Origin of the sequence: Bradyrhizobium sp. (assembly GCF_030646015.1) — a bacterium.
Taxonomy (GTDB): Bacteria; Pseudomonadota; Alphaproteobacteria; order Rhizobiales; family Xanthobacteraceae; genus Bradyrhizobium.
The window spans coordinates 1-5,994 of the sequence record NZ_JAUSLT010000009.1; the positions used below are offsets into that span (position 1 = coordinate 1).

Annotated in this window: 5 protein-coding genes and 1 pseudogene; 1 reads left to right on the forward strand and 5 read right to left on the reverse strand. The window is 64.6% G+C overall.

Going from position 1 to position 5,994, the window contains the following annotated elements:
• The 5 genes from Q7T45_RS00790 to Q7T45_RS00810 form a co-directional block, all read right to left on the reverse strand.
• On the reverse strand, positions 1-1,094 hold a 1,094-nt coding region (locus Q7T45_RS00790), incomplete at its 3' end, for an acyl-CoA dehydrogenase family protein (RefSeq protein WP_304866164.1).
• A gap of 181 nt (positions 1,095-1,275) precedes the next feature.
• Positions 1,276-3,150 carry an AMP-binding protein gene (locus Q7T45_RS00795; protein ID WP_304866166.1) on the reverse strand — a complete coding sequence of 625 codons (1,875 nt, stop codon included), beginning with the start codon at positions 3,148-3,150 and terminating at the stop codon, positions 1,276-1,278.
• A gap of 40 nt (positions 3,151-3,190) precedes the next feature.
• Positions 3,191-3,997: an enoyl-CoA hydratase/isomerase family protein gene (locus tag Q7T45_RS00800; RefSeq protein ID WP_304866168.1), complete on the reverse strand. Its 807-nt coding sequence runs from the start codon at positions 3,995-3,997 to the stop codon at positions 3,191-3,193.
• A gap of 180 nt (positions 3,998-4,177) precedes the next feature.
• Positions 4,178-4,936 carry an SDR family NAD(P)-dependent oxidoreductase gene (locus Q7T45_RS00805; protein ID WP_304866170.1) on the reverse strand — a complete coding sequence of 253 codons (759 nt, stop codon included), beginning with the start codon at positions 4,934-4,936 and terminating at the stop codon, positions 4,178-4,180.
• Between the two features lie 55 nt (positions 4,937-4,991).
• A complete protein-coding gene (locus tag Q7T45_RS00810; RefSeq protein WP_304866172.1) occupies positions 4,992-5,666 on the reverse strand; it encodes a TetR family transcriptional regulator in 675 nt (224 codons plus the stop codon).
• 161 nt (positions 5,667-5,827) lie between these two features.
• Here Q7T45_RS00810 and Q7T45_RS00815 point away from each other — a divergent pair.
• Positions 5,828-5,994 (forward strand): annotated as a pseudogene (locus tag Q7T45_RS00815) (acetyl-CoA C-acetyltransferase); the annotation flags it as partial.

Consider the following 5,994-nt stretch of genomic DNA (forward strand, 5'->3'; position numbering starts at 1 on the left):
AGCTGATCTTCCCAGTACGACAGGCTGCCGAGCCCGAGCGCGGTGGCGTTGGCGCGGCGGTAGTACATGTGGCAGTCGAATTCCCAGGTGAAGCCCATGCCGCCATGGACCTGGATGTTGTTCTTGGCGCAATGCTGGAACGCCTGCGTCGCGCTGATGCGGGCGGCGGCGGCGGCTTCCGGCAATTCCCCAGCGTTGGTCGAAAGCGCCCAGGCGCCGTAGTAGCAATTCGAACGCGCCAGCGTCGCCGAGACATACATGTCGGCCAGCATGTGCTTCACCGCCTGGAACGAACCGATCGGGCGGCCGAAGGCGATACGGTCGAGCGCATAATCACGGCCCATCTCCAGCGCACGGTCGGCGCCGCCGACCTGCTCGAACGCCATCAGCACCGCGGCGCGGTCGAGCACTTGCGCTAGAACGCTCCAGCCTTCCCCGGCAGCACCCAGCGGCTCCGCCTTGCAGTTCTTGAAGGTGAGTTCGGCCTGGCCGCGCGACGGATCGAGATTAGTCAGGGGTTTGGCTTCGACGCCGCCGGCTTTCAGATCGACCAGGAACAGCGAGATGTCGCTGTCGCGGCCGGTCGAGCCGGTGCGGGCGGCGACCACGGCGAAATCGGCGATGGCGCCGTCGGGCACCGGCTTCTTGACGCCGTTCAACATGCCGCCGGAAGCGGCAAGCTTGATCGCGGCGGGCGACGGATTGCCCTTGCCTTCGAACAGCGCCAGCGTGCCGATCGCTTCGCCGGAGGCGATGGCGGGCAGCCATTTTTTCTTTTGCGCGGCACTGCCGGCGAGCAGGATGGCTTCAGCGGCGAGATACACCGTCGACGAAAACGGCACCGGCGCCAGCGCGCGGCCCATTTCCTCTGCAATCACGCAGAGCTCGAGATGGCCGGCGCCGGCACCGCCGAATTCCTCGGGGATCGCAACGCCGAGAAAGCCCATCTCGGCAAGGCCCTTCCACAGATCCTTGTCATAGCTGGCATTGCCGTCGAGCACGGCGCGCACCGCCTTGGGCGGGCACTTTTCGGCGAGGAATTTCCGCGCTTCGTCGCGCATCTGCTTTTGTTCGTCGGAAAAATCGAAGTTCATGGCGTGTTACTCGGCTAGTGTGAGGAGTTTATTGTTAGTCGTCGTCCCCGCGAACGCGGGGACCCATAACCACCGGCGTCCATGATGACAAAAGGCGTCGACCACCTTGCCTTCAATGAGCGCCACGGCGTATGGGTCCCGGCGTTCGCCGGGACGACGTTGATGGTTGGGCGGTTATTCTTCATTGCAGTACAATCACGTCCTCTCCCGGCGGATCGGCATAGAGCCGCTCCACCAGCGCCGCGCGGCGCTCCAGGCCGGCGCGCTGGTTGATGTAGCCCTTGTCGGTGAGTTCGTTGCCGTCGATCGAGGCCGGCTCGGTCATCAGCATGGCGCGCGCGACGCGCATGCTGCTGGCGCCCGCGGTCGACTTGTTGTGGGCCTCCAGCCCGCGCTTCAGGCAAGCCAGCACTTCGGGATGCTTTACAACGTCCTCGTAAGTCGCTTCGGGATTGCCCGTGATCTGCCGGCAGGCATGGAGATTGGGCCAGGCCAGCAATCCGACAAACGGGCGATCCTGCCCCGCGACCAGCGCGTCCTGCACGACAGGCGTTGCTGCCGCGATGGCGTCGGTGCGCAGGGAACCGACATGAACGAAGGTGCCAGTGGTGAGCTTGAAGTCCTCCACCACGCGGCCGGCGAAGATGATGCCCTGCAAGGGATCGGCGGGATCGACGAACACGCCGGCGTCACCGATGCAGTAAAAGCCCTCTTCGTCGAACGCGGCCTCGGTGAGGTCGGGCCGGCCGAAATAGCCGGGCGTGACGTTGACGCCGCGCAGCCGCAATTCATATTTCGCGCCTGATGGCACCATCTTCAGTTCGACACCGGGGAACGGCAGCCCGATCAGGCCGACGCGCTCGGTGTTCCAATAGGTCCCGGTCGAGGTCGGCGCGGTCTCGGTCGAGCCCCAGCCGGTATAGAACACGATGCGTTCGCCGGTGGCGCGCACCGCCAGCGCCTGCATGCGGTCGAACAGATCGTCGGGCAGCCGCGCCCCGCCATAGGCCATCAGGCCGAGATTGCGGAAGAAGCTGCGGCACAGCGCGTCGTCCTTTTCCATCGCGGCGGCGAGCGCGGCATAGCCCGCCGGCACGTTGGCGTAATAGGTCGGCGAGATCTCGCGCAGGTTACGCAGCGTCTCGTCGATCAGGCCCGGCATCGGCCGGCCGTCGTCGATGTAGAGCGTGCCGCCCTCGGTCAGCACCGGATTGAACAGCGCATTGCCGCCCATGGTGTGATTCCACGGCATCCAGTCGAGATAGGTGGCGAGCGGCGCATTCGGATCGCGCGGCCGCACCTGCATCATCATCGCGGCATTGGCGCACATCATCGCTTGCGTGTTGATGACCGCCTTGGGCATGCCGGTGGAGCCGGAGGTGAACAGCAGCTTTCCCACCGTATCCGGCGTGATCGCTGATATCGATTGCTCGACGTCGCTGGTCACAGGCGTCGCCGCGAGATCGGCGAAGGCGATGCTCGCGATACCCTCGCACGGACGCGCCACATGGATCACGGTGACGCCATCGAGATCGAGCGCCTTCAGCGCCTTCTCGAAGGCGGGGCCGTCCTGCACCATCACCACCTTCGGCTTGATCAGGTCGAACAGATATTTCAGCTTGAGATGATCCTGGCTCATCAGCGAATAGGCGGGGGATACCGGGGCCGCCGGAAGGCGCGCCTGCATCGCCGCCATCGTCATCAGCGCGTGCTCGATCGAATTGCCGGAGAGGATGGCAACCGGGCTGCCGGGCTCGAGCTTCAGATTGAGCAGGCCCTGCGTCAGCCCGTCCACCGTGCGCCTGGCTTCGCCATAGGACAGCTTGCGCCATTGCCGGTCGGCGCCGGCGCGCTGCGCCAGCCAGGTCCGGCTGGGAGCGGCCTCCGCCCATTTTATCAATGAGGCCGGGATATGCTTCTCGTAGGGCTTGAGCGGAATCCGCGACTTCAGGATGATGACGCCGTCGGGCCGCCGCTCGACCGCGATGTCGCGCTCCAGCCATTCGATCTTGCGAAAGGCCGGTTTTGTCAGCACCGCGGCGGCATTCCCACTCATATTGCGTCTCCCGGAATTCCGGTCCTTTGCGGACCTTTTCTTAGCGCTTGATATACACAGGCTTTCGCTTTTCGAGGAAGGCCCTGATGCCTTCGTTGAAATCTTCCGAGCGGCTGCACAGCACCTGGTTGCGGTCTTCCATCGCGATCACCGCCTCGATCGAGCCGGCATCGACGCTCATGTTGAGGCATTCCTTCGACAGCCGCAGGCCGACCGGCGACGCCGTCATCATCGCCTCGACATAAGGCGCCGCCGCGGCATCGAGGCCGCCTTCCTCGACGACTTCCGAAACCAGCCCGACTGCCAGCGCGCGCTCGGCATGGATGAACCGCCCGGTCAGGATCAGTTCGGAGGCCACGGAGACCCCGACCAGCCGCGGCAGGAAATAGCTTGTGCCGATGTCGCAGCCGCCGAGCCCAAGCTTTATGAAGGCGCAGTTCATCCGCGCCGATCGGGTGGCGATGCGGATGTCGGCGGCGAGCGCCAGCGCAAAGCCGCCGCCGGCCGCGGAGCCCTGCACCAGCGCGATGATCGGCTGCGGGCAGCGCCGCATCAGGAGCACGATGTCGGCAATCCGGCGCTGCGAATCCAGCGACTCGGTGACATCGGGCGGTTCCTGCTGCCCGGCGCGGCGCGCCATGGCGTGCTTGAGATCGAGCCCGGCGCAGAACGAAGCGCCGGCCCCCTTCAGCACCACCACGCGGGTGGAACGGTTGCGCTGCAGGCCTTCGAAATAGCCATTGAGCGCGTCGATCATATCGGGATTGAGCGCGTTGAGGCTGTCGGGACGGTTGAGCGTCACGGTGTCGACGCCGTCATCATGTTCGATCAGCAGCGGTCTTGTCACGCGTTCACCCCAACGGATTCACGGATCGCAGTGCTAGTCGCATCGCCCTCTCCCCTTGTGGGAGAGGGCATCGCTGGCGTCAGCGTCGCATTCACTTGGGTGAGGGGTTGCCTGCGGAGAGACCCCCTCATCCGGCGCTTCGCGCCACCTTCTCCCACAGGGGGAGAAGGGAAGAGAAGCCTACCTTGGCGCCATGCGGATGGCGCCGTCGAGGCGGATGGTTTCGCCGTTGAGCATCGGGTTCTCGACGATGTGCACCGCGAGGTTGCCGTATTCGGAGGCGTCGCCGAGCCGCGCCGGATGCGGCACCTGGGCGCCGAGGCTCTTGCGGGCTTCCTCGTTCAATCCCATCAGCAGCGGCGTCAGGAACAGGCCGGGCGCGATGGTGTTGACGCGGATCTTCAGGCTCGCGAGATCGCGGGCCGCCGGCAAGGTCAGGCCGACCACGCCGCCCTTCGAGGCGGCATAGGCGATCTGGCCGATTTGGCCTTCATAGGCCGCGACGCTCGCGGTGTTGATGATGACGCCGCGCTCTTCGCCGACTGGCGCTTCGGTCGCGAGGCGCTCCGCGAAAAGGCGTAACACGTTGAAGGTGCCGATCAAATTGACGTTGATGATGCGGACGAACTTGGCCAGCGGATAGACGCCGTCCTTGCCGACGGTGCGCTGCGACCCGCCGATGCCGGCGCAGTTCATCAATACGCGGGCGATGCCGTGCGCGGCTTCGGCCTTGGCGATCGCCGCCTTGACCTGATCCTCGTTGGTGACGTCGGCATGAAGGGCAACGCCGCCCACTTCGGCGGCGACCTTCTCGGCGTTTTCCATGCTCTGGTCGAGCACGCCGATTTTCGCGCCCTTGGCGGCCATGGCGCGCGCGGTGGCGGCGCCGAGGCCGGAGCCACCGCCGGTGATGAGAACGGCAACGTCTTTCAACTGCATGATAGAACCTTTCCTTGGGCGTTTCTTCTCTAGGCTTGGTCGTCTTGAAGCAAAGTCATTCGGCTGCAGCGGCAGCCGATTCATTCGTGGTCAGCATGCCGCCGCAGATCAGCGCTTCCATGTGCTTGATATACTGGCGGCAAACCTCGTCGGTCACGGGTCCCACGCCGGTGGCGCGCGACATCGCGTGGCGGCCGAAAAACAGATGGTCGCAGGCGCCAATCAGGCTGGTGTAGAACAGCACGGGATCGATGCTGCGGAACTCGCCGGCCTTGATGCCTTCGGCCAGCAGCCGGCGATGAAAATCCAGCAGCGGGGCGACGAAGAATTTCGAGACCTCATCGGCGGCGTCCACGCTGCTTTCATGCAGCAGATAATGGATCAGCCGGTTCATATAGGGGAACTGGTGATAGGCGCGGATGATGCCGGCGATATGCAGCTTCAGCTTCGCGGTCGGCGCGATCGGCTGCGCCAGCAGATATTCCAGGTTCGCCACCTCGGTCGCGGCATCGCGCGCCAGCAGGGCCAGCAACAAGCCGTCCTTGTTGCCGAAATGATATTTCACCAGCGCGGCGTTGACGCCGGATTTCTGCGCGATGTCGCTGAGCGAGACGTCGATCGAGGAACGCTCGATCATCAACTCGCTGGCCGCGACCAGAAGTTTCTCGGCCGTCGAGTTTTTTCCGCTCGGGAGCTTTGTCGGTACGCTGGTATTCAACTGCGATTCCATGACCTACTCAGGGCGTCCTGCCTGCCGGGAAATCCGGGCGCAGATAACCCGATGCCGTGGCCGCACTCAAGAGTTAATTGATTGATTGACTAAATCCCCCTGCGCCACTTAAATCCGGCCCATCATTCAAACCCCACCCAAAACAATCAGGGAGAACGTTCATGGCCGAGGCCTATATCGTCGCCGCAGCACGCACCGCAGGCGGCCGCAAGGGAGGACGCCTCGCCGGCTGGCATCCGGCCGATCTCGCGGCTTCCGTGCTGGATTCGCTGGTCGAGCGCTCGGGCGCTGCTCCCGACCAGCTCGAAGACGTGCTCATGGGCTGCGT

Bases quoted from the DNA above. Each gene is read 5' to 3' on its own strand.
- Q7T45_RS00795 (WP_304866166.1), bottom strand. From the start codon at position 3,150: ATGAGTGGGAATGCCGCCGCGGTGCTGACAAAACCGGCCTTTCGCAAG.
- Q7T45_RS00805 (WP_304866170.1), bottom strand. From the start codon at position 4,936: ATGCAGTTGAAAGACGTTGCCGTTCTCATCACCGGCGGTGGCTCCGGC.
- Q7T45_RS00810 (WP_304866172.1), bottom strand. From the start codon at position 5,666: ATGGAATCGCAGTTGAATACCAGCGTACCGACAAAGCTCCCGAGCGGA.